Annotated in this window: 22 protein-coding genes and 1 pseudogene; 19 read left to right on the top strand and 4 right to left on the bottom strand. The window is 59.9% G+C overall.

What is annotated here, in order from left to right; all coding sequences use genetic code 11:
- The first annotated feature begins 103 nt into the window (after positions 1-103).
- From RWK44_RS17200 to RWK44_RS17220, 5 genes are all read left to right on the top strand, one after another.
- The gene (locus RWK44_RS17200) at positions 104-2,425 is read left to right on the top strand and encodes an alpha-L-rhamnosidase (RefSeq protein ID WP_168282469.1); all 2,322 of its coding nucleotides are present in this window, start codon (positions 104-106) and stop codon (positions 2,423-2,425) included.
- 37 nt (positions 2,426-2,462) lie between these two features.
- Positions 2,463-3,746: an ABC transporter substrate-binding protein gene (locus RWK44_RS17205; protein WP_316029147.1), complete on the top strand. Its 1,284-nt coding sequence runs from the start codon at positions 2,463-2,465 to the stop codon at positions 3,744-3,746.
- A 66-nt stretch (positions 3,747-3,812) separates the two neighbouring features.
- Complete coding sequence (locus tag RWK44_RS17210) at positions 3,813-4,691, top strand: carbohydrate ABC transporter permease (RefSeq protein ID WP_077980931.1); 879 nt, start codon at positions 3,813-3,815, stop codon at positions 4,689-4,691.
- Positions 4,688-5,515, top strand: coding sequence for a carbohydrate ABC transporter permease (locus RWK44_RS17215; RefSeq protein ID WP_316029148.1), 828 nt, complete (start codon positions 4,688-4,690; stop codon positions 5,513-5,515). Before RWK44_RS17210 ends, RWK44_RS17215 begins: the two co-directional genes overlap by 4 nt.
- A 4-nt stretch (positions 5,516-5,519) precedes the next feature.
- Positions 5,520-6,497, top strand: coding sequence for an ABC transporter ATP-binding protein (locus tag RWK44_RS17220; protein WP_316029149.1), 978 nt, complete (start codon positions 5,520-5,522; stop codon positions 6,495-6,497).
- A gap of 77 nt (positions 6,498-6,574) precedes the next feature.
- Here the strand turns inward: RWK44_RS17220 and RWK44_RS17225 are convergent, their stop codons facing one another.
- The 4 genes and pseudogenes from RWK44_RS17225 to RWK44_RS17240 form a co-directional block, all read right to left on the bottom strand.
- The gene (locus tag RWK44_RS17225) at positions 6,575-6,973 is read right to left on the bottom strand and encodes a type II toxin-antitoxin system VapC family toxin (protein WP_316029150.1); all 399 of its coding nucleotides are present in this window, start codon (positions 6,971-6,973) and stop codon (positions 6,575-6,577) included.
- On the bottom strand, positions 6,970-7,221 hold the full coding sequence (locus RWK44_RS17230) for an AbrB/MazE/SpoVT family DNA-binding domain-containing protein (protein ID WP_131665692.1): 252 nt from the start codon (positions 7,219-7,221) through the stop codon (positions 6,970-6,972). Before RWK44_RS17230 ends, RWK44_RS17225 begins: the two co-directional genes overlap by 4 nt.
- A gap of 251 nt (positions 7,222-7,472) precedes the next feature.
- Positions 7,473-7,790 (bottom strand): annotated as a pseudogene (locus tag RWK44_RS17235) (FAD-dependent oxidoreductase); the annotation flags it as partial.
- Positions 7,791-7,793: 3 nt separating this feature from the next.
- Positions 7,794-9,191, bottom strand: coding sequence for an aminotransferase-like domain-containing protein (locus RWK44_RS17240; protein WP_168282457.1), 1,398 nt, complete (start codon positions 9,189-9,191; stop codon positions 7,794-7,796).
- Between the two features lie 239 nt (positions 9,192-9,430).
- Between RWK44_RS17240 and RWK44_RS17245 the strand changes: the two genes are divergently transcribed.
- From RWK44_RS17245 to RWK44_RS17310, 14 genes are all read left to right on the top strand, one after another.
- Positions 9,431-10,513, top strand: a complete 1,083-nt coding sequence (locus RWK44_RS17245) for an ABC transporter ATP-binding protein (protein ID WP_316029151.1) — start codon at positions 9,431-9,433, stop codon at positions 10,511-10,513.
- 48 nt (positions 10,514-10,561) lie between these two features.
- The gene (locus tag RWK44_RS17250; protein WP_316029152.1) at positions 10,562-11,611 is read left to right on the top strand and encodes an ABC transporter substrate-binding protein; all 1,050 of its coding nucleotides are present in this window, start codon (positions 10,562-10,564) and stop codon (positions 11,609-11,611) included.
- Positions 11,612-11,679: 68 nt separating this feature from the next.
- Positions 11,680-12,936, top strand: coding sequence for an ABC transporter permease (locus RWK44_RS17255; protein WP_316029153.1), 1,257 nt, complete (start codon positions 11,680-11,682; stop codon positions 12,934-12,936).
- Complete coding sequence (locus RWK44_RS17260) at positions 12,936-13,757, top strand: ABC transporter permease (protein WP_017958323.1); 822 nt, start codon at positions 12,936-12,938, stop codon at positions 13,755-13,757. The genes RWK44_RS17255 and RWK44_RS17260 overlap by 1 nt, the downstream gene beginning before the upstream one ends.
- Before the next feature lie 15 nt (positions 13,758-13,772).
- On the top strand, positions 13,773-14,129 hold the full coding sequence (locus RWK44_RS17265; protein ID WP_168282448.1) for a RidA family protein: 357 nt from the start codon (positions 13,773-13,775) through the stop codon (positions 14,127-14,129).
- 273 nt (positions 14,130-14,402) lie between these two features.
- Positions 14,403-15,029, top strand: coding sequence for an SIS domain-containing protein (locus RWK44_RS17270; protein WP_316029154.1), 627 nt, complete (start codon positions 14,403-14,405; stop codon positions 15,027-15,029).
- A 17-nt stretch (positions 15,030-15,046) separates the two neighbouring features.
- Positions 15,047-16,285 carry a glycosyltransferase family 2 protein gene (locus RWK44_RS17275; protein WP_316029155.1) on the top strand — a complete coding sequence of 413 codons (1,239 nt, stop codon included), beginning with the start codon at positions 15,047-15,049 and terminating at the stop codon, positions 16,283-16,285.
- A 17-nt stretch (positions 16,286-16,302) separates the two neighbouring features.
- Positions 16,303-18,273, top strand: a complete 1,971-nt coding sequence (locus RWK44_RS17280; protein WP_316029156.1) for a hypothetical protein — start codon at positions 16,303-16,305, stop codon at positions 18,271-18,273.
- Positions 18,270-19,229 (top strand): lysylphosphatidylglycerol synthase transmembrane domain-containing protein, encoded by a 960-nt coding sequence (locus RWK44_RS17285; protein ID WP_316029157.1) that lies wholly within the window; start codon positions 18,270-18,272, stop codon positions 19,227-19,229. The genes RWK44_RS17280 and RWK44_RS17285 overlap by 4 nt, the downstream gene beginning before the upstream one ends.
- Before the next feature lie 32 nt (positions 19,230-19,261).
- Positions 19,262-20,203, top strand: a complete 942-nt coding sequence (locus tag RWK44_RS17290) for an SDR family NAD(P)-dependent oxidoreductase (protein WP_131665676.1) — start codon at positions 19,262-19,264, stop codon at positions 20,201-20,203.
- Entirely contained in the window at positions 20,193-22,142 is a 1,950-nt protein-coding gene (locus RWK44_RS17295) for an HAD-IIIA family hydrolase (RefSeq protein ID WP_316029158.1), read from the top strand. Before RWK44_RS17290 ends, RWK44_RS17295 begins: the two co-directional genes overlap by 11 nt.
- A complete protein-coding gene (locus RWK44_RS17300; protein WP_131665673.1) occupies positions 22,139-23,119 on the top strand; it encodes a GHMP family kinase ATP-binding protein in 981 nt (326 codons plus the stop codon). The genes RWK44_RS17295 and RWK44_RS17300 overlap by 4 nt, the downstream gene beginning before the upstream one ends.
- A gap of 9 nt (positions 23,120-23,128) precedes the next feature.
- On the top strand, positions 23,129-24,346 hold the full coding sequence (locus tag RWK44_RS17305) for an NAD-dependent epimerase/dehydratase family protein (protein ID WP_316029159.1): 1,218 nt from the start codon (positions 23,129-23,131) through the stop codon (positions 24,344-24,346).
- On the top strand, positions 24,343-25,872 hold the full coding sequence (locus RWK44_RS17310; protein ID WP_316029160.1) for an FAD-dependent oxidoreductase: 1,530 nt from the start codon (positions 24,343-24,345) through the stop codon (positions 25,870-25,872). The genes RWK44_RS17305 and RWK44_RS17310 overlap by 4 nt, the downstream gene beginning before the upstream one ends.
- The last annotated feature ends 58 nt before the right edge of the window (positions 25,873-25,930 follow it).

The raw sequence follows: 25,930 nt of genomic DNA on the forward strand, positions 1-25,930 counted from the left end.
GCAGAATCACCATGGCAGACTGGCAACCAAATTTCTATTGCGCTTTCGAAGAAAATGTAGAACGTTATATGGAGAACGTTCTACAACTCGTCGGGAGGACTTGATGAACTTTCAGCCGGCAGCCATCAGCGGCAACCTCGTTTCGCGTGCCTGGTCCGGGGATATGATCGCGCCACTATCGGATGGCGGCCAGGGAACGGCCGCAAGCTTCGTCTCCAAGACTTTCGAACATGATGGCGCCAAGCTCCCCGTCGATCTCTTCATCTCCGCACTTGGCCTCTATCGCTGCTTCATCAACGGCGTTCGTGTCGGCAGCGACCTGTTGACACCAGGTTGGACGAACTACGACGATCGCCTTGCCTATCAGCGATATGACGTCTCGAACCTGCTAAAGCCGGGGCCGAACCGGATCGAGATCTGGCTTGCCGACGGATGGTACCGATCGCCCTTGATGTGGGGCGCCAAGGCGATCCCGAACTGCTGGGGCGACAGGATCGGCGCCATTGCGGATCTGATCGGCGCTGATGGCACCGTTCTTTCCACCGACACGACATGGCGAAGCGGTGTTCTGCCGATCCTGCAGTCGGGGATCTACTTTGGCGAAGTCTATGATGCCCGCCAGGAAAACTATGCCGAGACCCACGGCACCGAGAAACTGCCGTTCGACAGGGCACTGCTCGTCGCGCATGAAACTGCGGCGGTGCGGGAGTTGCAGCCGCTTGCGCCGGTCGAAAGCTGGACCGACGATGGCGGCAGGACGGTCTATGATTTCGGCCAGAATGCCGGCGGCTATGTTAGATATACCGTCCGAGGCGCTGCCGGCGCCGAAGTCCGGGTGGAGCATTCGGAAGTTCTCGGTCCCGATCGTCATTTCGACAATCGCAACTATCGCACGGCCGCCGCACATACCGTCTACACCCTGCGGGGAGACGGCGATGAAACCTACGCGCCGCATTTCACCTTCCACGGCTTCCGTTATGCCAGAGTGACGATCGAGGGCGATGCGAAGCTCCTCGCAATCGCGTCTATCCCGATCTCGTCAGTACCCGAGCCCGCCGGCGGCTTCACCTCGGGCAATGCGCTGGTCAATCGCCTCGTCCAGAATACCATCTGGTCGCAGCGTGCCAATTTCGTCGAAGTGCCGACCGATTGCCCGCAGCGCGATGAGCGCTTGGGCTGGACGGGCGATGCCCAGGTGTTTGCCGCGACGGCGTGCTGGCTGAGCGACAGCCAGTCGTTCCTGAGGAAATATCTGCGCGATGTGATGGCCGATCAGCGCGAGGACGGCGCCGTCTCGCATTTCTCGCCGGATCCGACACGTTTGCATCCGGCCAATTTCCCGGGCTTTGCCGGTTCGACCGGCTGGGGCGATGCAATTGTCGTCATCCCCTGGGTTCTCTACACCCATTACGGCGATCGGGCCGTTTTGTCGGAGTGCCTGGGTTCCATGGTGCGCTGGGTCGATTTCGTCTGGTCGATCTCGGATGGCCCGCTCGTGCGTCCGCCCTCGCATTGGGGCGCCCGCGGCTTCACCTTCGGCGATTGGCTGCAGCCGGTCGGCGACAACCGAAAGCCTCGCCCGACGATCGCCGACGACTGCGCGGCCACGCTCTATCACTTCATCTCGACCGACCTTCTGGCAAGGATCGCAGCCACTCTCGGAGAGCATGCCCTTGAAGAGAAGATGAAACAGCGCGCAGGCGAGATCCGGCTGACATTTTCCAACGAGTTCATCACGCCGGCGGGACGGCTCGCGCACAACGATCAGACCTCCTATGCGCTTGCCTTCCTCCACGACCTGATACCGGCGGAGCACACGCAAGCCGCACAGCAGCATTTCCGGCAGGTGATCATCGATGCCGACTACAAGATCGGCACCGGCTTCATCGGCACGCCGGCCCTGCTGCCGGCGCTGACGAAGCTCGGCATGGACGATCTGGCCGAAAAAGTCTTCCTGCAGGAGGATGTGCCGGGCTGGCTCTACCAGGTGTCGAAGGGGGCGACGACGATCTGGGAGCGCTGGGATTCCATGGCGCCTGACGGCACCATCTACGAACCCGACATGAACAGCTACAACCACTATGCCTATGGCGCGGTCTGCCAGTGGCTATTCGAAAGCGTCGCCGGAATTTCGCCAAGTCCGAGCGCACCCGGTTTTGCCGAGGTGATCGTCGATCCGGCGCCGATTCCGTCCCTTTCGCCGGTTTCGGCCCATCATGATATCAGCCAGGGACGCATCGAGGCCGGCTGGCAGTGCGACGGCAACATGGTCACCTATGTGTTGACACTTCCGGAAGGCTGCACAGGCCGCTTCCGACCAGGAAAGCGGCATCAAAACCCGTCGCTCAACGGAGAGCCCGTCGTCGAGGAAGCCGTTCTTGCCCCGGGGACGCACCGACTGGTCTTTTCCCTACCCAATTCTTGAGGAGCATACACGTCACACCGTTCAGAGGAGGAACGTCATGACACATCGGATAAAGCTCATTCTTGCGGGCGCGTCCGCGCTTTTGGCGCTGGCCGCGGCCGGTCCGTCGCATGCAGAAACCACGCTGTCATTCCTGATCGACAATAACCCGGACACGGTCGCGGCGGCCGAGGCACTGGTTGCCGCCTATCAGACAAAGGCGCCTGACGTGACGATCGAAATCGAGCCGCGGCCAGGCGGTGGCGAGGGCGACAACATCGTTAAGACGCGCCTGGCGACGGGCGAGATGTCTGATGTGTTCCTCTATAATTCCGGCTCGCTGCTACAGGCGCTGAAGCCGGCACAGACGCTTGTCGATCTGAACGGTCTGTCGTCGCAGGCGAAGGTCGACGACGGTTTCAAGTCAGTCGTCCGCGCCGACGACAAGCTCTACGGTGTTCCCTTCGGCACGGCGATGGCGGGCGGGATCCTCTACAACAGGAAAATCTACCAGGACCTCAGCCTCTCCATCCCGAAGACATGGGCGGACTTCATGGCGAACAACGAAAAGGTCAAAGCATCAGGAAAGGTCGCCGTGGCGCAGACCTATCGCGACACCTGGACCTCGCAGCTGTTCGTTCTGGCTGACTATTACAACCTGCACGCGGCCGTGCCGAACTTCGCCGCCGACTATACCGCCAACAAGGCGAAATACGCCGAGACGCCTGCGGCCATGAAAGGCTTCGAACGGCTGAAGAACGTTCACGACGCCGGCCTGATGAACGAAGATTTCGGCGCGGCAAGCTACGACGATGGCCTGAGAATGGTAGCGACCGGCGAGGCAGCGCATTATCCGATGCTGAGCTTCGCCGTCGGTGCGCTCAAACAGAATTATCCCGAAAACCTCAACGATGTCGGCTTCTTCGCGCAGCCGAGCGACGACGCCGCAACCAACGGCTTGACGGTCTGGATGCCGCCAGCCCTTTACATTCCGTTGACCAGCCAGCACGCCGAGGAAGCACGGAAATTCGTCGATTTCGCCGGAAGCGTCGAGGCTTGCAAGATCATGGTGGAAACCAATGCCGTTCAGGGGCCTTCTCTGATCGACGGCTGCGACCTGCCAGCCGACGTGCCGCCTGCGATAAAGGACATGCTCCCCTATTTCGAGGCGAAGGACAAGACAACCACGGCGCTGGAATTCGTTTCGCCGATCAAAGGACCGGCTCTCGAGCAGATCACCGTCGAAGTCGGCTCCGGTATTCGCCAGCCGGCCGACGCGGCAAAGCTCTATGACGACGACGTGCGCAAACAGGCCAAGCAGCTCGGCCTGCCCAACTGGTAGCGTTCTTTCGGGTCAATTAACCTCGCTCCTGATGGAGCGAGGCTCCACCCGATCGAAGAGGTCGTCATGACAGAGACACGCCCCCGCTCGCGCAAATCGCCCTACCCGCTGTGGTTTTTCATTCCGGCCGCAATCATCTACGGCGTGCTGTTTCTGGTTCCCACGGTATCCTCTCTCTGGTTCAGCCTGACACGCTGGGATCTTTCGACCGCCGAATTCATCGGGCTCGAAAACTTTCAGCAGTTCTTTTCCGAACCCTTCCTGGTCAAGGGACTGGTCAACACGCTGATTTATGCCGTGACGACATCCGGCCTGAAGACGGTCTGCGGGTTGCTGCTCGCCGTGATGCTGACCAGCAATATTTTCGCCCGTGGTTTCCTGCGCACGCTGGTCTTCTTTCCCGTTCTGGTCTCGACGATCGGCATCGGCATCACCTTCACGGTGATGATGCATCCCACCAGGGGCATCATCAATGTCACGCTCGAAACGCTCGGCATTCCCGGCCCGGGATGGCTCACCAATCCGGCACTCGCGCTTTTTTCCGTGGCGCTCGTCGATCTCTGGAAGGGTGTCGGCCTCGCCACACTGATCTTCATCGCCGGCCTCGCTGCGATCAGCCCTGACTATTATGAGGCGGCCAGAATTGACGGCGCCACACGCCCCCAGCAATTTTTCCGGATCACTCTGCCGCTTGTGCGTCCCGCCACCATTACCGTGGTGACATTGTCGCTGATCGGCGGGCTTCGATCCTTTGACCTGATATGGGCGATGACCCGCGGAGGGCCCGGTTTCTCCTCTGATGTGATCGCTTCGGTCATCTACAAACAGTACCAGGCGGGCTTCTACGGTCTGTCGACCGCTGGAAACGTCATCCTGTTTGCGCTGATTGCAGTGATCATCCTGCCACTCACCCTTTGGTTCAACCGACGTGGGGTCGAAGAATGAGAAGCTCCCGCCCTTACGTGACCGGCGCGATAGCCCTTGCTGTGGCTGCCGTCGTCTTCGTGATGCCTTTCGTTTTCGTCGCTCTGCAGGCGGTCAAATCGAAATCCGAAGCGTCCCGCCTCAATTTCGATTTGCCTGAGCAGTGGCTGTTCTGGGATAATCTGGTGGCCGTTTTCAAGGCGCGCGACTACCAGCTCGTGCTCGCCTATTTCAACTCCTCGCTGATCACCGTGGTCTCTGTCACGATCCTGATCCTACTTTCGGCGATGGTCGGCTATGTAATGCAGCGCCGCAAGACCGCCTGGAACAGGGTGGCCTCCATTGCCCTTTTCATGGGTCTGATGATGCCCCCAGCCGTCGTGCCAACCATCGGCCTCCTGCAGGAGATCGGTCTCTTCAAGACCATGACCGGGATGATCCTGATCCAGGTCGCCTACAATCTCTCTTTCTCGACCCTGCTCTACCGGTCGTTCATCTCGACCATACCGCGCGACCTCGACGAGGCGGCGCTGATCGATGGCGCCAAGCCCCGGCAGATTTTCTTCAGAGTGATCCTGCCGCTGCTGAAGCCGGTGACCGTCACCAACATCGTCGTTCAGTCCATTGCGATCTTCAACGATTTCACCAACCCGCTCTACTATCTTCCGGGCAAGGAGAACGTGACCGTGCAACTGACGCTCTATAACTTCCAGAGCATGTACACGAGCCAGTACAATCTCCTGTTCATGAATATCCTCCTCGTGACGATCCCGCCGCTGATCGTCTTCATCTTCTTCAACCGGCAGATCGTCGCGGGCATGACATCTGGCGCAGTCAAAGGGTAGCAGAATGGCTGAGCTCACTCTCAAACAGGTTCGCAAGAGCTTTGGCGCCCTTGAAGTCATCAAGGGGATCGATCTGGAGGTTGCCTCCGGCGAGTTCGTCGTTTTCGTCGGCCCATCTGGATGCGGAAAGTCGACGCTGCTGCGGATCATCGCCGGCCTGGAGGAAGCGACGTCAGGCGCGCTGACCATCGGCAGCAAGGACGTGACCTATGCCGAACCCTCGGAGCGCGGCATTGCCATGGTATTCCAGAGCTACGCGCTCTACCCGCACATGACCGTGGCGGAGAATATCGGCTTCGGGCTTTCGCTCGCCCGCCGCCCGAAGGCTGAGATCGCCGCCAAGGTGGCGGCAGCCGCCGAAACATTGCAACTCACCCATCTCTTGCAGAGAAAACCGAAAGCACTCTCCGGCGGCCAGAGGCAGCGCGTCGCCATCGGTCGGGCGATCGTTCGCGACCCCGAAGTCTTCCTGTTCGACGAGCCGCTCTCCAATCTCGACGCTTCGCTCAGAGCCCAAATGCGCCTCGAGATATCAGATCTCCACGCCCGCCTGAAGTCGACAATGGTCTATGTCACCCACGACCAGGTCGAAGCGATGACGATGGCGGACAAGATCGTCGTCCTGAATGGCGGAGCGGTCGAGCAGATCGGCAGCCCGATGGAACTCTACCGCAATCCCGCGACACCCTTCGTCGCCGGTTTCATCGGCAGCCCGAAGATGAACCTCTATGGCGGCGAGACCGCGCGGCGAATGAACTGCACGACTTATGGTATTCGCCCCGAACATATCAGGCTTTCGGAAGGTGCCGGGCAATGGCAGGGCAGGATCCGGCATCTCGAGCGGCTTGGCGCCGACGCAATCCTCTACCTCGACGTCCCCGAACTCGGCGAGATGGTCGTGCGTGCCGAGGGCGAGACGCCGTTTGCGTCTGGAATGACGGTCTGGGCAAATCCGGTCGAAGGAGCGGAACATCGATTCTGAGGATGGCACCGCCTGTCGTCTCAGCGTTGAAAAGCTTTCAACCGTTCAGCATCGACCTGATCATGAGCTGCGGAATTTCAGGCGAGAAGACGCGCGGGTTGGCCTTGGTGGATGACCAGTTCGACCGCCTGCTTGTCGAAAGATACGAAGCTCTCGCCGCCAAGCCATGCTCCTTCATGGGCAATCACGCCATCTGCGAAATCGCCACCCGCCTCCAGCATGGCCAGTCCCGCTTCGGCCGCAGGACGGTTCATCACCACATTGCCCGCGTTGAGCAGGTCGTGGATCGTCTGTGAAACATCTTCCTTTGATAGCCTGGCTCCTCGACGCAATATCCACACCAGTTCACATAAGCTCGGCAGGGAAACCGCGATCAATGATGCTTCCTTGAGGAGCTTTGCCGCTGCCCTCCCCTGCTCAGCATCATCCTGCAGGACCGCTCGAGCAAGAATGTTGGTATCGACTGAAACTTTCATTCCTCGCCGGCCCAGCCCGAAGTCGCGATTTCGTTCATCTCTTCGATGGTCAACGGCTTTTTCATCTTGCCAGCATGCCGACCGATAAAATCGTCGATTGTCCCCGTTGGACGAGCAGCCTTTACCCGCAGCTCGCCCCCAGGCAGCTTGTCGAATTCGATCCGCTCCCCCGGTTTGACCCCAAGGTGCGTCAGCAAATCCCGTCTCAGCGTGATCTGCCCTTTCATGGTGACGGCAAGGGAAGCCATGGAAAATCTCCTATCTTCAACCCATACAAAAGTAATGGAATTTTTCCTTACATTCAAGGCTCGAGCGATACGGACTTTGCCTTCGCTTTGCCTTCACCGGCCTTGTTCGTGCGTGACTCACTCCAACCGAAGAAAGAGGCCCGATAAGGCCCTTCTTAGAACCGGTCGGGACGCAGGGGCGTCAGATCGACCGCCGGGCGCTGTCCTGCGACCAGCTGGGAAACGAGATAGCCGGTCAAAGCCGACAGCGTCAGTTGCGGCAGGTATCTCCAGACGATCGCCAGGGGACCGAGCGGATTGAGCAGTATGCCCGGCACACGCCAGAGGACGCCCGGCGTCGCGACGGGAACGACGCCGTGCGGCGCAAAGGTGCAGGCATTTCCATAGGAGCAAGCCTGCCGGTAGGATGCATCGCCCAAGGGCGGCGCCGGATCGATAATCGTGACCCGCTGCCTCATTCTTTGCAGCCAAAGGGCCGTGCAGAGGCCGACCAATCCGGCACCGACCACAGCCACATGCCAGCGCTCGGCGTCGGGCAAGGGCTGAAGGTCGGGAAGCAGCGTGTTCATCGCCTAGACCAGGCCTGCCAGAGCGCGGGGACGATCGTTCAGCGTGGCGGCAATGATGCGCAGCGCCGTTGCAAGTTCATCACGCGACGATGCGCAGCCGACATTGACGCGAACGGCATGCTCGACGGGCTGACGGTCGCAGGCAAAGGCGGTGGCAGCCATGACGGCAACGCCATGGGCGCGCAGATTGGCGGCAAAATCCTCGCATCGCCATGGCGCCGGCAACCTCAGCCATAAAAACATGCAGCGCGGATCGGCGGAGAAGGAATGGCCGGCAAGGATCGTCGTGACGATCGCGTGGCGTGCGCGCAGCTCCGCAAGCTGAGCCTTCAGGATCGCTTCGGCCGTGCCGTCCTCCAGCCAGCGGGTCGCAAGCAGCAGCGGCAGCGGAGAGGGCATCCAGGCGGTCGTGCGAACCGCCTCGGCAGACAGCAGCGCCCGGCCGGGCGGGCAGGAGAGATAGCCGACGCGCAGACCCGGCGCCAGCGCCTTGGAGAGCGCTGATATATGGTAGGTTCTGCTCGGCGCAAGCGTGATCAAGGCGCTTGCCCGGGTCCCGAGCATCGGTCCATAGACATCATCCTCTATGATGACGAGATCGTGCTTTTCCGCAACATCGACCAGTTCGCGCCGGCGAGCCTCGCTCATGGTGACGACGGTCGGATTGTGCATCGAGGGAACCGTGAAGACGGCGCGCACGGTCTCCCGGCGGCAGATATCGTCGAGCTCCGCCGCCGACATGCCCTGATCGTCACTTCCAATGCCGATAATGCGGAAGCGGAACATTTGGGCAAGCGCGATCAGGCCGTAATAGGTCAGTCGATCGCAGACGATGGTGTCGCCGGGCTCTATCAGGCTGCTGATCACCGCCAGCAAAGCGTGCTGGGCGCCGCTGGTGACCACGATATCGTCGTCGGACGGGTCGAAACCGTTGAGCGATATCCATTTTCTCGCCGCGTGGCGTGCCCAGGCCGGCCCTTCCGGCGGCTGGTATTCCTGCATCTGGCGAAAGCGCCGGTCGGACGACAGGTCAGGCAAAGATTGCGCCAAGCGCTGCTGGAAATCGTCGACGGCCGGCCGGTTGACCGTCAGATCGATGATACCGGCCGGGCTCGCCGCCCGGTCGACCCGCGGCATGGCGCCGTCGCCCATAACGATCGTGCCGCGCCGGGTGCTGCCCATCACAAGGTTGAGGTTTTGCAATTCGCGGTAGGCGCGCGTGACTGTGGAGACGTTGAGCGACCGCTCCCGCGCGAGGTCGCGCTGCGGCGGGAGCTGGCTGCCGGGGGGCAAGGCGCCCGAGCGGATCCTCGCCTCGAGCTCGCTTGCGAGCTCCAGATAGGCCGGTATCCGCGTTTCCCTCTCCTGATTTGTCCGGGTCACTTCCGATCTTTCAGACATACAATTCCTGTAACAGCGGCATAAATCCTATAAGCCGAACGCGCGCATCAATCACCGTGGCACTGCGATTCAGCTTGCTTTCGTGCGACATAGCACGCTTTTCCCGTGTTTTCGAGACCCTGCCGCCGATACCACACAAAATTATTTGTGTGGCTTGACAAGCCGAAGTAGACCGAGACAATATAGCCCAGCATCGAGACAAAGAGGCAGGGACCCGCCGATGCAAACAGGAGGTATTGATGAGCGAGCGCTTCATTGCTTTCGAAGGCGTGCGTAAATCCTATGACGGCGTCAGCCATGTCGTGCGCGGCCTGGACCTCGACGTCGCCAAAGGGGAATTTCTGACCCTTCTCGGTCCGTCCGGATCCGGCAAGACCACGACGCTGATGATGCTGGCCGGTTTCGAAGCGCCGACCGACGGAACGATCACCCTTGCCGACAACAGGATCGACAGCGTTCCGCCGCATCGCCGCAATATCGGTGTGGTCTTCCAGAATTACGCGCTCTTCCCGCATATGACCGTCGGCGAGAACGTCGCTTTCCCGCTGAAAATGCGCCGGCTCGGCAAGGCCGAGATCACCGAGCGGGTGCGCCGCGCGCTCGACATGGTGCGCATGGCGAGCTTCGAAACGCGGCGGCCCAACCAGCTTTCCGGCGGACAACAGCAGCGCATCGCGCTTGCCCGGGCTCTCGTCTTCGAGCCGCAGCTCGTGCTGATGGACGAGCCGCTTGGTGCGCTCGACAAGCAGCTTCGCGAACATATGCAGCTCGAGATCAAGCACCTGCATGCCCGCCTCGGCATCAATGTCGTCTACGTCACCCACGACCAGAGCGAGGCGCTGACCATGTCGGATCGGGTCGGCGTGTTCAATGACGGCATCCTGCAGCAGATCGCGCCGCCGCATGAGCTCTACGAGACGCCGGCAAACCCCTTCGTCGCAACCTTCATCGGCGAGAACAATGCGATATCAGGCGAGGTCGTCGCGATCGAAAATGCGGTCTGCCGAATTCGCGCGCCCGATGGTTCGATCATTACCGGCCATGCCGGAGAAGGATTGAAGGAAGGCGCACGGGCAACGCTGGTATTGCGGCCCGAGCGGATTCAGCTGGCGCCAGGAGCCGAGGTTCCGAACCGGTTTACGGCGACGCTCAAGGAAATCATCTATCACGGCGATCATGTCAGGTTGCGCGTCTCAGCCTGTGGCTGCGACGACGTCTTCATCAAAGTGGCAGCCGCCCAGGACATTCCGGTTCATGCGCCAGGCGCGAATACCGTCATCGGCTGGACGCCAGAGGATTGCCGCGTCCTCGCGCTCTCCTGACCGGACATTCATTCTTTCGCAAACGCAGCTACAAAAAGGGGAACCACCATGATGCGTTTAAACTGCATGCTTCTCAGTTCCGTCATGACTCTTGCCATCGCAGGAGCAGCATTTGCCGAGGATACGCTGACCGTCACATCCTGGGGTGGCGCCTATACGAAGAGCCAGGAGGAGGCCTTTTTCAAGCCGTTCGCCAAGGAAGCCGGCGCCAAGATCCTCCAGGACGAATGGGACGGCTCCACGGCTAAGCTGAAGGGCATGGTCGAAACAGGCCAAGTGACCTGGGATGTCGTCGATGTCGAACCCAGCCATGCGTTGCAAGGCTGCGACGAGGGCTGGCTCGAAACGATCGACTACTCGAAGCTCGGCGGCAAGGACGCCTTCATCGACGGCGCTGCGATGGATTGCGCCGTCGCGACGATCGTCTTCGGCACCATCTATGCTTATGATGCCGCCAAGTTCCCGAATGGCGGGCCAACGACCATGGCCGATCTGTTCGACACGGCCAAGTTCCCCGGACCGCGCGCCTTGCGCAAGTCTCCAAAGACCACGTTGGAATTCGCCCTGATTGCCGATGGCGTCAAACCCGCCGAGGTTTACGATGCGCTCGGCACGCCGGAAGGCGTCGACCGCGCCTTGAAGAAGCTCGATACCATCAAGAAGGATGTGAAGGTCTGGTGGACGGCGGGCGCGCAGCCGCCGCAGCTTCTCGCCGACGGCGAAGTGGTGATGACGACGGCATGGAACGGCCGCATCTACGATGCCGTCAAGAACAGCGGCAAGAACTTCAAGATCGTCTGGGACGGCCAGGGAATGGACTTCAATCTCTGGGCTGAGCCGAAAGGCTCGAAGAACAAGGAACTGGCGGACAAATTCGTCGCCTTCACCGTCAATCCCGACGTGATGGCGCAGCAGTCCAAATATATCTCCTATGGTCCGACCCTAAAAGCGGCCATCGCAAAGGTTCCGCCGGATATTCTTGTCGATCTGCCGACAGCGCCTGACAATACGAAGAACGCCTTTGTCGTCTCCTCCGAGTTCTGGGCCGATCATGATGAGGAGTTGACCGAACGCTTCAACAAGTGGCTCGCACAGTAACCTCGTCGGGCGGGCGGGTGTCCCCCTGACCTCGTCCGCCCCTTTTTCTCCCTCAGGAAGGCAGAGCGATGGCGATCGCGACAATGAATGACGGCGATGAGGCAAGGATTGCCGCTCGCACGCGGGCGAAAAGGCTCGGCAGTGCGAAAAGCAAGGCGCAGCTGAGAGCGCTGCTGCTGATCGCGCCTCTGTTGATCTTCCTGCTGCTCGTCTTCGTCCTGCCCATTGCCCTGTTGTTGACACGCGCGGTCGACAACAGGGCGGCTTCCGCCGCCCTGCCCTACACGATGTCGGCTCTATCAGCCTGGGATGAGCAGTCTGCGCCCGACGAAACGCTGTTTGCTGCCTTTGCCACAGATCTGAAACAATCGCCGCGCGACCAGATTGCCGAAGTGGCCAAGCGTCTCAACTATTACGAGACCGGCATGCGCTCGATGCTGTTGAAAACCGCTCGTACGATCCGCAACGCGGAGCCGCCCTATAAGACTGCCTTCGTCGCCATCGATCCCAGATGGGAGACGCCGCACTACTGGACGCTCATCAAGAATGCGTCGCCGCCCTTCACCGATTATTACCTGCTCGCCTCGCTCGACCTGGAGCGCGGTGCTTCGGGCGCCATCGGCAGGGTCTCGGCGGAGAATGCGGTCCATGTCGATGTCCTGATCCGCACATTCGTCGTCAGCGCTTCGGTGACCGTGATCTGCCTGTTTCTCGGCTATCCCCTTGCCGCCCTGATCGCCCGATCGAAAGGAGCGGTCGCCAATACGCTGATGATCCTGGTGCTCCTGCCGTTCTGGACCTCGCTTCTGGTCCGCACCAGCGCCTGGGTCGTCTTGCTGCAGGGGCGCGGCGTGATCAACTCGGCGCTCATTTGGTTGGGCCTCATCGACCCCGCGCATCCCCTCGACCTGATCTACAATCGCATCGGCGTGCTGATTGCCATGACCCATATTCTGCTGCCCTTTATGGTGCTGCCGATCTACAGCGTCATGAAGAGCATACCTCCGGTCTATCTGCGTGCCGCCTCGTCGCTTGGCGCGCCGCCGATGTCGGCCTTCTTCCGCATATACCTGCCGATGAGCATGCCTGGTGTCAGTGCCGGCGGGTTGCTCGTCTTCATCCTGGCGCTTGGCTACTACATCACGCCAGCTCTGGTCGGCGGGCCGGGAGACCAGATGGTGAGCTATTTCATCGCCTATTACTCCAATCAGGTCACCAACTGGGGCATGGCGGCGGCTTTGAGCACGATCCTGTTGGTGGCGGTGCTGATCCTCTATGCCGTCTACAATCGCATTGTCGGCATCGACAGGCTGAGGATAGGCTGATGACGAATTTCCTTTCTTTCCCGCGGCTGTTTTCGATCCTCTTGTGGCTGGCTGGCGGCCTGGTGATCCTGTTCCTGATCGCACCGATCGTGGCGATCGTGCCGCTCTCCTTCAATGCCGAGCCGTTCTTCACCTATCCCATGCCCGGCCTGTCGCTTCGGTGGTATCGGGAATTCTTCGATTCCAACGTCTGGCAGCTGGCGCTGAAGAACAGCATCATCGTCGCCGTCTTCGCCACGCTTCTGTCGACCTTTCTCGGCACGCTTGCCGCAATCGGCCTCAGCCGGCCCTCCTGCCCCGCGCGGGCAACGCTGACCGCCATTCTGATTTCGCCGATGATCGTGCCAGTCATCGTTTCGGCGGTCGGCATCTATTATGCCTTCGCCGCCGTCGGGCTGCTCAACAGCCTGACCGGGCTGGTGCTGGCGCATACGGCGATCGGCGCCCCCTTCGTGGTGATCACCGTGACCGCCACGCTCGCAAGCTTCGATCACAATCTGATGCGGGCGGCATCCAGTCTCGGCGCAGCTCCGGTCGAAGCGACGTTGCGCATCATGCTGCCGGTCATCGCGCCGGGGGTGGCGTCCGGCGCGCTCTTCGCCTTCGTGACATCATTCGACGAAGTGGTGATTGCACTCTTCATCGCCGGTTCCGAAGAACGCACGCTGCCGCGCCAGATGTGGAGCGGCGTGCGCGAAACGCTGAGCCCGACGATCGCCGCCGTCGCCACGCTCCTCATCCTGTTTTCGACGCTGTTCCTCGCCACGATCCAATGGCTGCAGCGACGTGCCGAACGCCAAAAGATTGCGCATAGGGATTAATTCAGGGAGTTGAGCATGCAGATCGAACGCTACGAAACCGGAAAACGGATGAGCCAGGGCGTGACCTATGGCGGCTTGGTGTTCCTCGCAGGCCAGGTCGCAATCGACGCGCCGGGCGCGTCCGTGCGCGAACAGACGACCAACATCCTGGCGCGGATCACCCGGCTTCTGGAAGGCGCAGGCAGCGATCCGACACGGATCCTCAGCGCGACGATCTGGCTTACCGACATCTCCAGCTTCGAAGACATGAATGCCGTCTGGGACGCCTGGGTGCCTTCAGGTCATGCGCCGGCGCGCGCCACGGTCGAAGCAAGGCTCGCCGGACCGGAATTCGCCGTCGAGATCGGCATCATCGCAGCGGTCGGGAACTGACGGTCACAACATGCCGGAAGCGGCTGCGAACTCCTCTTTCACCCGACATGGGCATCCGCAGCGCGAGCGCTGAAAGCGCTTGTCTGCGCGCTCACATCGATCAGTGTCCTGAGGCTCGGGCATAGGCGGTCAATTCAACTGCCTGGCGTGACCGCTAGTTGCAAAGCCGCGACACCCGCCGACAACCCTCAAAAGAGCTGGCGAGCAACTTGCCTTCGTCTCATTTAATCTTTAAGGACGCCCCAATTCCCAAGGCGTAGGGACGGAACGAGCATGTTACAAAATGAGAACAGATCTTCTGGGCTTGGCGTAACAGCCAGCGACCTGGATCGCTACTTCACATTTCTCCGCCATGTTCTTGTGAATACAACCGCTACGCGGTCAGCGGGAGAGAGCCTGGATTATGCAGCAGCCGTGACAGAGTCCATGCAACTGGCTCGCGCCACGCACGATGCCGGACGGAAGATCATGTTCATTGGCAACGGCGGCAGCGCGGCAATCGCCAGCCACATGGCAACCGACTACTCGAAAAACGGCGGGCTACGCGCCATGGCGATGAACGACGGCGCGACGCTGACATGCCTCTCAAACGATCTCGGATATGAGAACGTGTTCTCCACGCAGATCGCCATGCACGCGAACGAAGGTGACCTGCTGGTGGCAATCAGCAGTTCTGGGAGATCCGAAAGCATTACCAAGGCCGTCCGTACGGCCCGGGACAAAGGCTGCGCCGTCGTGACTTTGAGCGGATTCGCGCCGGGCAATCCGCTGCGTGATCTCGGTGACCTGAACTTTTATGTGGCTTCCGATCAATATGGCTATGTGGAAATCGCACATCTGGCGATTTGCCACGCCGTATTGGATTTTTCCTGCGGACTTGTCCCGCCCACTCTCTCCTAACGAGCCGTTTCACGCGCATGACTTTCCTCAGCATTCACGATCCGGAATTGACGCTCCTTACCCCCGACGATGATGTCACCGATCCCGAAGTGACCATCCTCGTCCCGTCTCTTAACGAGGAATTGACGATCGGAACCTTCGTCGACTGGTGCCGCGAGGGTATTGCGGCAAGTGGTGCGGCGGTGGAGATCCTGATCGTCGACAGCTCAACCGATCGCACACCCGAAATCGCGCGCGACAGGGGTGCCCGCGTGTTGCGGACGCCGAAGCGCGGTTTGGGCAGAGCTTACATCGATGCCATTCCATTCGTCCGCGGCAAGTTCATCATCATGGGCGATGCGGACTGCACTTATGATTTTCGCCAGATAGCGCCGTTTATCGAGGCCTTCCGAGAGGGGGCCGACTTCGTGATGGGCTCGCGGTTCAAGGGCTCGATCGAAGACAATGCGATGCCGCCCCTGCATCGCTATTTCGGAACGCCCCTGACGACCTGGATTCTTAATCGGATGTTCGCCAGCCGCTTTTCCGACATCCATTGCGGCATGCGGGGCATCAGTGTCGATGCGTTGCTGCGCATGGATCTTCGGTCGCAAGGATGGGAATATGCGTCGGAAATGGTGCTGAAGTCCGTGCATATGGAGCTTCCGACCACTGAAGTGCCGATCCACTTCCTAAAAGATCCGGATGGACGGCTCAGCCACATGAAGCGGCGGGGTTGGATGGAGCCGTGGCGCGCCGGCTGGCGTAATCTTCAGGCGATGTTCGTCTACGGGTTCGATTTCTTTCTCATCTGGCCGGGCTTCCTGCTTCTGGCCCTCGGCTTGATCATCATGCTGCCATTGCTCGCTGGACCTATGTCTATTGCCGGTGTGCGGTTCTCGTCCAACGCCATGCTGTTTGCCATGGCCCTGGCCGTGCTTGGTCAATCAATGCTGGTTTCGGCCGCGATCGGTCGGGTTATCTTCGATTATTCGGGACGCGTGCAGCCTCGTTTCGAGCGGCTCCTGCCTTATAACGCAACGATTTGGGGAACGGTCGTGGTCGTTCTTGCAGGCGTTTTGTTGGCGTTTCCGCTCTTCGATTCCTATGTCGGGAATGGATACGTACTGCCTGAGATTGGCGTCGAAACGAACTGGGCCGTCTTCGGGCTCTGGCTTATCACGACAGCGTTCCAGATCTTTATTTCAGGCCTCATGATCCGAGCGCTTGGGGTCATGCTGCCCGTCAAGAAGCCTGCGCCCCCTCTCGCGGGATAGGAGCCACGGGAGCGGTGATGATCGCAGGCTGGTGCACGGCTTTTTTCATAATCTTATGGGGCCTGGTGATCGATCGAGGGATCGTCGTTTGGCTCAATCGAGGTTGCGATCGGCCCTTTCGAGACGGCATCGATTTCTTGTTCAGCGGCATTTTGCCGGCTCTGGCGATATCAGGCGGCGCGGCTACCGTCCTTGGCGCATTTCACGGATTACGATGGGAAATTGTTCTTCCTATCGTGGCTATCTCGATGATCTGGCGGCGGCGTGATCTTGTCGCCGTTCTTTGCGACCTAGGTTCGTTTTTTTGTAAAATCGCGGCCGAAACCAGGATCGGCAATCCGTTTCCGGTCCTCGCTGCACTCGTATGCATTGCCTATTGCTACGTGTGGAGCGTCCAAGCCCTATTTCCATCAAGCGTCGACGATGTGTGGGTTTTCCACATCCCGCTCGCAAACAGCATCATCGATCACGCTGGCTTTGTGACACCGCAGATTGATCATCCCTTCTACGGGAATATTCCACTCTTCTTCAATCTGCTGTTTGCACTCGTCATGATGGTCAGCGGTCACTGGACCGGCGCGGCGACTATGAACATCGCAATTTTCTTCGGGTTTCTGTTCCTCCTTTCAAGCTGCGCCAGTCGTTGGCGGGCATGCGGTTTTTTCCTGGTGGCCGCTCTGATACTCAGCATCCCCTTCTTCAGGGGGAGTGTCGGCGAACCGATGACGGATCTCGCCCGGTCGTGTTTCTCAGTCGCAGCCGTGCTTTTTTTGTGGCGCTATTTGGAAACCCGGCGTCCGGCGGAGCTTTTTCATTGTGCGCTCGTCTTGGGGGGAGCGGTCGGAGGAAAATATACGGAACTGCAAATGCTTGGCCTTATAGGGCTGGCATTGATGCCGGCGCTTCTCAAAGGAAGAGTATCGCTGCCGCTCTTCCTGTCATGCCTCTGCACATTTCTCGCCGTCTCGGGCTATTGGTATGCGAAAAACCTGATCGTTCTCGGCAATCCGATCTATCCCTTCCTGTTCGGTCATCCGGGCCTCACCGATGCTTGGATGGCGGATTACACGCTCGAATTGGGCCGGGCTTTCGATCCCGCCAACCGACGTTTCGTGACGAACCTCGCTACTCTGCAAGGTTGGCAGGACTTCCTCTATATTCTTTACGACTGGTTCCTCGCTCGCAAGCCGAACGCTTTCGTCGCTCTTGCTTTGATACTGGCGGGTCTGGCGGTGGCTTTCCGGCGCATCGCATTTCTCGCAGCGATTGTCGCTGCCATGTTTGTGATATGGTACACCGTTATGTTCAATCACATACGGTGGGCAACGCCAGCCTATCTGCTTTTCTTTTCGACCGGGTTTATCGGCGCCTCCCTGGTTCGCGAACGGCTGGATAAATGGCTCGACCGGCGAGTCCTGCCGCAGATAGCCCCACTTGCGAAAATCGTCTCGTCGCGCGCCTGCATGGTCGCCACCCCGGTTGCCGTCAGTTTGCTGGCCGGCGGCCTCTGGATTTCCCACTGGTATCGAGTGGGCGGCGGCGACATAGATCCCGTCAAGGCGAAAAAACTCGACGTCGTGCTTGGGATGATAAGCGTCGACAAATATATGGAGAGCCACCGCGAAGCTTATTTCATGTACCGCTATATCGCAGATCACGACCTGCGAACCGTTTTCCAACCTTTCCATAACTCCAACACATTATTGTCCACGGCTTACAACAATGGCCGCGATGGCGGTTGGCAATTGCCGCGCCACGTGCTGCCTGCACCGGGTTCGGATATCGACGCTTTCATAAAGTACAATCATATAGGCTACTTCATCGTCACCCCTGACGCTGGTAGCGCGTTCCTCGCCGAACGTCTTGGAGAAGATAAAGTGGTGATGGCCAACAGCGTCGTAACGCACATGATGCCCCGTTCCTCGCTGATATTGACAGATCGGTTCGGCTGGAAGCTCTACCGTTTTGATGCGGCTCGGGCGCCGTGACTACCGCGTCCTCCCCAGCGTTGCTTCGCATTGGCATACCGGTTTTGAAAGTGGTCGTCGCGCTTGGCCTCGTCATATGGATCGCGCGCAAGGTAGATTTTTCGGAAGGGTGGGCTGCGGTCCAGACCCTGTCGGCGGCGACCATTTCGGCCAGCATCTTTCTTCTGCTCTTGCAGGCTCTGTTTTCGGCGTGGCGGTGGTGCCTTCTATCGGACATGATAGGGCAAAGGCTGAAGATTTCAGGCGCCATGAAACTCTTCATGCAAAGCCTCTTTTACAATCAAGCTCTTCCGAGTCCCATTCCAGGCGATGCCGCTCGCATATTTGGCGCCGTGAAATATGGCCTGACGATCGGAGAAGCCACGCTGGGCGTCGTCATGGACCGCATCCTTACTCTTTTCGGACTGGCGGTCGTTGCGCTGACCGGACTGATCATCCTGCGCGCCGTCTACGGGCACGACTTTCCTATCCCCTATCTGACAGAGCTCACGGCGCTTGGCGTTGCGGGATCTATCGCATCAGCCCTGGTGTTCAGTTGGCGCCGCCACTTATTCGTCCGGTTCTTTCCGGCAAAGCTGCACGCGTTGACCGACGCGTTGCGGGCTTTGATCACCCACCAAAGAATGGTCGGCGTATTTCTATTGACCCTCGCCATTCACGGATTGAGCGTCGTCTCGCTTGAGATCCTCGTTCTCGGCCTTGGTCTCCCGCTCGATTGGGGTCAGGCCGCAGCCGCTTTCCCGCCGGTGCTTTTGATCGCGATGGTTCCCATTTCCGTTGGAGGATGGGGCCTCCGGGAAGGCGGCATGATCATTTCACTCGCCGTGTTCGGCATAGGCACGACGGACGCGGCAACGCTATCGGTGGTTTTCGGCCTGCTGCAGCTTGTGGTCGGCTTGGCCGGTGGTGTATTCGTCCTTTCGCGTCCTCATTCGGGAAAGATCAAAGCGCTCTGATGAGCCTTAGCAGATCATATGGAGCTGCCGACATGCATGCCTTGGTAACCGGAGGGGCCGGATTTATCGGCAGCCATCTCTGCGATCGCCTTTTGGAAAAGGGCTATCGGGTCACCGCGATCGACAATCTCCATCTTGGCCGGATGCGGAATATAGATCATCTGCTGGAACGATCGGATTTTCGCTTCCAGAAGCTGGATATGCTTGATCGGGAAGGCATGGAACAGCTCCTTGCGGCGGACCGTCCCGACGCTGTTTTTCATCTCGCCGCCAATTCCGATATTGCCGCGGGCAACGCCAATGCGGAACTGGACCTGCAGCTGAACCAGCTGACGACGACAACACTGCTTGCCGTCATGCGCAAGCATGGAATCGACAGGCTTTTCTTCGCCAGCACGTCCGCTGTGTTCGGCGAAGCTGAAGGGAACATCCGCGAAAATCACGGTCCTTTGCGGCCGATCTCATTCTATGGCGCCAGCAAGCTTGCCGCTGAAGCCTACCTGTCCGTCTATGCGCTGTCATTCGGCATCAAGACACTGGTGCTGCGTTTTCCGAATGTCGTTGGGGAGCGCTCCACCCATGGAGCGATCTACGATTTCATCAACAGGTTGAAGGCTGATCCGACGAGACTTCAGGTGCTCGGCAACGGGATGCAGACGAAGCCTTATCTCTATGTCGGCGACCTGGTGGATGCGATACTCCTTGCCTGGGACAAGGCACCCGGTGCCTATGAAGTATTTCATGCCAGCGGCATCGGCGAAACGTCCGTGCGCGATATCGCCGAGATCGTGGTCTCGAAGGTCGCAGCCGGAGCCGCCATCGAATACGGAAGCGAGGACCGCGGCTGGCTGGGCGATGTGCCGCGCTTCAGCTACGATATCAGCCGGCTCGTCGCGCTAGGCTGGTCGCCGAAGCGAAAGTCGACCGAGGCCGTTGAACTTGCCGTCGAACGGATCCTGGCGAATGGGTTCTGAAAACGCTATCCGCGAGGCAATCATTATTGCCGGGGGCCTCGGAACACGCGCGCGCATCATGACGGGCGACGCCATTCCGAAGGCCCTTCTGCCTCTCGACGGCGTGCCGATCATTCTCAGGCAGATTCGTGTTCTCGCCCGCGAAGGCGTTCAACACGTGCGCGTGCTCGGCGGCCACCTCGGCGGCCAGCTCGAGCCTGCTCTTGGCCCGGAAGCTGAAAAACTCGGCATTACGATCGACGTCTTCGTCGAGACGTCCCCGCTCGGCACGGCAGGCTGCCTGACGACTTTGGAAACGATCGCCGGCGACGTCCTGATCGTCTACGGCGATATGCTTTTCGATATCGATCTTTCAGCACTGGCGCGTCATCGTCAGCAATTTCCCGCCGCTCTGACGATCATCGCTCACCCCAACGATCATCCCCGCACATCCGATCTCGTCGTCCAGAAGAACGGTTATCTCCAGCGCCTGTTGCCTCGCAAAACGCCCCGCGATGCGGATTGGCGCAATCTGGTGCCGGCCGGTTTGTACGTGGCTTCCGAACAGTTCTTCGAGACGCTCCTGCCGGGGCAGCCGGCCGACATGATCCATGATGTCGTTCCCGGTCTCCTTGAGCGTTCCATCCCGGTCGCGATCTATGACACGCCAGAATATATGAAGGATATCGGGTCTCCGAGCCGACATGCTGCCGCGGCGGAGGATCTTCGGCAGGAACGGGTTCATGCCGTCCATCTGTCGGTTAGAAGACCGGCGGTATTTTTCGATTGCGATGGCGTCCTCAACGAAGACGTTGGCGGCCATGGCGTCGTCCATCCCGACCAGGTGAAGCTGATCGGCCGAGCCGGCGAAGCCGTGCGGCTCGCCCGCGAGGCCGGCTTCCTGGCGGTTGCCGTCACCAACCGGCCGCAGCTCGCCAAAGGCCTGCTCGATGAATCCGGCCTGGATCATGTTCTTGGTCGCCTGGAGGCCGAGCTTGCCGAAGATGGCGGCGTCCTGGACCGTATCTATTTCTGCCCGCACCATCCGGAAAAAGGATTCGCCAACGAGGTTCCGGCGCTGAAGATCGATTGCGCTTGCCGCAAACCGGGAGATCTGATGATCCGCCAGGCCATGGCGGAATTGCCGATCGAAAAAACCAAATCCATCATCATCGGAGACAGTTTGCGCGATATAGGTGCCGGCCGCAAGGCGGGCATCTGGGCCCATGGCGTACGCACCGGCTATGGCCTGCGGGATGAAAAGAGCTATCCGGCCGGGCAAACAGAGATCCCGTGTGCCGATCTTGTCTTCGACACGGTCTATGACGCCGTTCGCTTTCAGTGCAGCTACCAGGATATCGGGCAAGCTCTCTTCAGCGCGATCGATAAACGTCTTTCAAATGCGGCAGGTCCTTTTCTCGTCAGCATATGCGGTCGTTCCCGCTCCGGCAAAAGTACGTTTGCGCATGCCGTTCAGCGCATGCTCTCGGAAGCCGGGCGCAGGGTGGTGAGGCTGGAGCTCGACCGTTGGATTCTGCCGCTCGAACATCGCCGACCCGATATGAACGCTGAAGAACGCAACAGGGTTGAGTTCTATCCTGAGATCGTCAGAATGCTGCGTCAATCTGGACAGGTCGAGGCGCCCGGCTACGACGCTGCAAGCCGTGGCCAGCATACGGGTACGACCACCTATGATGCACGCGATGCCGAGGTCATTCTGCTGGACGGCATTTTTGCCGGACATGCGTCGATCCGTGAAGATGTCGACATGGCTGCCTTCGTCGAAGCGTCGCAGCAGACGCTGCTGAACCGCTTTCACAATTTTTACGCCTGGAAAGGCCTGACGCCGGCGGACGCCGAAGGGCTCTGGGCGTCGCGAATTCAGGAGGAGTGGCCGAGGATCGATCTACAACGGACATCGGCCGATATCGTCATCAATCTCGAGGAGGCAATCCTTTGATCGTTTCATCCGCACCTTTTCGGGTCAGCTTCGCCGGCGGCGGCTCGGACATAGCCTCCTACTACCGCCGTCAAGCCGGCGCGGTCTTGTCCTGTGCGATAGCCAAATACAGCTTCGTCATCGTGCACAACTACTTCAACGAAAACAAATACCATCTCAAATATACGCGCACCGAGCTCGCCGACACGCTTGAAGAGATTGCCCATCCGCTGCTGCGCGAGGCCCTGCGGATGCATCGGATCGAGCCCGGCATCGAAGTTGCTTCTGTCGCCGACATCCCCTCGGGAACCGGCTTGGGATCATCCAGCTCCTTTTCCGTGGCGCTGATCAACGCACTCTATGCCCACAGGTCGCGCTTTGCCTCCAAGGAGCAGCTGGCGGAAGAAGCGTGTAAACTCGAAATCGATATCCTGAAGGAGCCGATCGGCAAGCAGGACCAATATGCGGCCGCACATGGCGGATTGAACTTCATCGAATTTAATTCCAACGGCGGCGTCAACGTTCAGCCCGTCGTCCTCGGCTCCGAAAAGATGGCGGAACTCGAGAGCAACATCCTGTTGTTTTTCACAGGAAGCCAGCGAGATACGCGCTCGGTGCTGTCGACGCAGGTGGAAGCCATGGAGGCGGACGAGGAAAAATTCCGGACCGTTGAGCGCATGGTGCAGTTGAGCTATGAAATGCGCGACATCCTGATGAGGGGCGATCTCGGCGCCTTCGGCGAAGCGCTGCACCGCGGATGGATGATGAAAAGATCTCTGACCCCGAAGATTACGAATAGTGCGATCGACCAGTTTTATGAGGCGGCGCGGGCTGCCGGCGCTATCGGTGGCAAGCTTGCAGGTGCAGGCGGTGGGGGTTTCCTCGTTCTCTATTGCCCTAGAGATCGCCAGGAAAAGGTGCGGCAAGCGCTGTCGCAGCTCAAGGAAATCGAGTTTCGTTTCGACTGGAGCGGTGCGCGCATCGCCTTTGCACAGTAGAGAGTGTGAATGGCACCACGTCTCATCATCACGGGATCAACCGGCTATATCGGCGCAAGACTTGCCGCGATGGCGCGTGAGCGCGGTTTCGACGTGGTCGAGCTGGGCCGCCGGCCCGGCGCGACGTGGCGCATTGGGGATGAGCCTGCCGCGTCCAATCTGGAGGGCGGCGTTGCCGTCGTTCATCTCGCCCATTCCTGGGCTACTCCGCCGGAAGCGGCCGAAGAAAAAAACATCAATATATCGGGCACCGTGAAATTGGCCGAAGCGGCAAAGGCAGCCGGAGTGCCGCGCTTCGTCTTTGCCTCCTCCACCTCCTCCAGGCAGGAAGCGCTCAACGTCTACGGCCGCACCAAGTTCAGGATCGAACAGCGTTTGGCGGCCAGCCCGGCAGCATTGATCGTTCGAATTGCGCGGATAGGGCTGGTTTACGGCGGCCAGCAGACGGCGATGTACGGCCTGATGGCGAAATTGGCGGCGCTCAGTCCAATCCTGCCGATGATCGGGCTCAGCCGCAAAGTTCAGCCTATTCATCTCGACGAAGTGGCCGCAGGCCTGTTGGCTCTGGCGACCGGAGAGAACCAGCCGCTGCAGACATTTGTGCTGGCGCCGGAAAATCCCATAAGCTTTGCCGCCTGGCTCAGAATTCTCCGCCGTGCCCAGGGCAAGGGCAACCTCCATTTCATACCGGTGCCGCTGATGGCCGCACTCCTTGCCTGCCGCGTGACGAAGCTTCTCCCGTTTATTCCCACGGTCGATCCGGAGCGCGTGCTGGGGCTTGCAGGCGCCGCACCGATGGAGAGCAGCGAGAGCCTCAGGCTCCTGAAGTTGAACCTGTCTGACCCCGCGACTGCGCTTGCCGGGGAATTTGGCCAGACACACGAGGAGCCGCCGCAAAGCGAGGCGCAGGCTCTGCTGCGATATCTCGGCACCAGACCCACGGAAGCACAATTGCAGCGGCTCTGCGAAGGGCTTCAGCGCGAAGGGCTGTCGCCGCTCGGCCTCTCCCCGGCACTCATCAGGCATCCTGGTTTGCTGGCCTTCTTTGAACCGCCGGCCAATCGAACTCGGCATCGCCTCGCGCAGGCCCTTTATTTGGCCGACCTCGCGAGCGAACCGGAAAGGCGCCAGGGCAAAAAGGCCGGATTTTTCGGCGCGATGCTGGCGATTTCCAGCGATGTCCTGCTCTTTCCGCTCCGCGCGCTTTTAGCCGGGAGATATCGATGAATGGGCCGGACGCCGACTTCATCATCATCGGCAGTGGACCTGCCGGTGTCTCCGCTGCGTTTCCCCTGATAGCGGCTGGCCGCCGCGTTCTGATGCTGGATGGCGGGAATGACGCCGGATCGCAGGAGGAAAGCCGCAGCGTCCGCGTCCTGGGAAGCAATCTGGAATCGCTGCGAACGGACGACGGAAGTTCGCCGAAATTGCAGACCCCTGCTGCGCGAGGAATTCTCGAACCTTTTCGACACCAATCCGGCATCGCCGGCAACGGTTTCATCCCAATCGGCAGCCTTGCCCGCGGCGGTCTCTCCAACATTTGGGGAGCGCAAATCAGCTATCTCGATGCCGAGGACATCGCGGATTGGCCAATCGACATCGCCTCCCTGCAGAGATCCTACGAGAATGTCGCCAATCGCATCGGCATCAGCAGGAATGCGGATGTTACGACAGGCGCTAACGGCGAGCCGGTCCTGCCGCTTGGGGCGACAGCGGCCCATGTTCTCCATCGGCACCAGGCCGCAAAGCCGGCTGATAAATCGTTCCGGGTTTTTCCCGTCGTCAATGCCATACTTTCGGAGGCGAAACCCGGGCGGGCGGCATGCGATCTGCGCGGCGACTGTCTCTATGGCTGCCCGAGCGGCGCAATCTATAACAGCAGGCAGGATTTGCTTCCGTTGCGCAAATCCCCGCATTTTCGTTTGCTCGACAACATGCGGGCCGTCTCACTGACACGCAATGCAGGCTGGACGGTCGGAACGGCCGACGGATCCTCCTTCTCCGCGCCGAGAATAATTCTGGCCGCAGGAGTCCTTGGAACGGCCGCCCTGCTGGCGGACCTCCTGCCGATTGACGAGCAGGGACTGCGTCTTTTGAACAGTCCCACGCTCGCCGTCCCCCTGCTCTCCCCCGCAAGGTTGTTGCGTTCACCGACGGCGACGCATAGCCTTGCGCAGCTCGGATTATCTCTGCGCTACGGCGACCGCGCATCCGATTACGTGACGGGGGCGATCTATGAGGTCGGATCCCTGCCGGCCCAGAGCTTCATCAACAGGATGCCGCTCGGCCGAAAGGCCGGGCACGCCGCGTTCCAGATGATCGCCAGCAGTCTCCTCGTCGCGACGATCTATTATCCCGGCAATCAAAGCCGAAGCTACATCGGTCGAGATGCGACGACAAAAAAAGGTCTGACTATCCGCGGCGGCTTCGCGGAAGGTTTCGACATCCGTGCCGAGGCCTTGAAAAAAGCGCTCCGCCGGGAATGGAAACGGTTAGGACTCATTCAGCTCCCAGGCGCATCGCTGGCGGAGCCGGGCATCGACGCGCATTTTGCCGGCACCTTACCTATGGGCGCATCCGGTCCGTTTGGCACCTCTTCGGACGGCGAATTGAATCGCCATCCAGGTCTTCACATCGTCGACGGATCGATCCTTCCGGATCTGTCCTCGAAATATGTCACAATGACGATCATGGCCAATGCCGATCGCATCGCCCATCGTCTCGCCGAAACGGAAGCAAATTCGGCACTTTAGCGTTTGAATTTCACTGCCGGAGCGTTGGCGATGAACGGGAACGCATCGGCAAAATTGG

The organism is Rhizobium sp. 25PS6, from assembly GCF_032464655.1.
GTDB lineage: Bacteria > Pseudomonadota > Alphaproteobacteria > Rhizobiales > Rhizobiaceae > Rhizobium > Rhizobium laguerreae.